Raw genomic sequence first — 247 nt, 5'->3', positions numbered from 1 at the left:
AGGCGTACAGCACGGGCCTGGCGAACGCGGCGGCAGCATTCGACAACTACACAAAGTCCAAGCGCGGCCAGCGCAGCGGTAAACGCGTGGGGATGCCCCGGCGGAAGTCGAAGCACAATGCGCGGCTGGCGTGCCGGTTCACTACCGGCGCCATCCGGGTGGAGCCGGACCGGCGGCACGTGACGCTGCCACGGCTCGGGGCGATCCGTACCCACGAGTCCACCCGCAAGATGCAACGGCGTATCGG

At 68.8% G+C, this 247-nt stretch carries 1 pseudogene; it reads left to right on the top strand.

Annotated features, from left to right (window positions below):
- Positions 1 to 247: pseudogene (locus ACNAW0_RS30935) on the top strand (IS607 family element RNA-guided endonuclease TnpB); the annotation flags it as partial.

The sequence above is a fragment of the Micromonospora sp. SL1-18 genome (assembly GCF_047921505.1).
GTDB lineage: Bacteria > Actinomycetota > Actinomycetes > Mycobacteriales > Micromonosporaceae > Micromonospora.
Note: the sequence above shows the minus strand (reverse complement) of the source record. Positions and strands in the feature narration are given on the sequence as shown.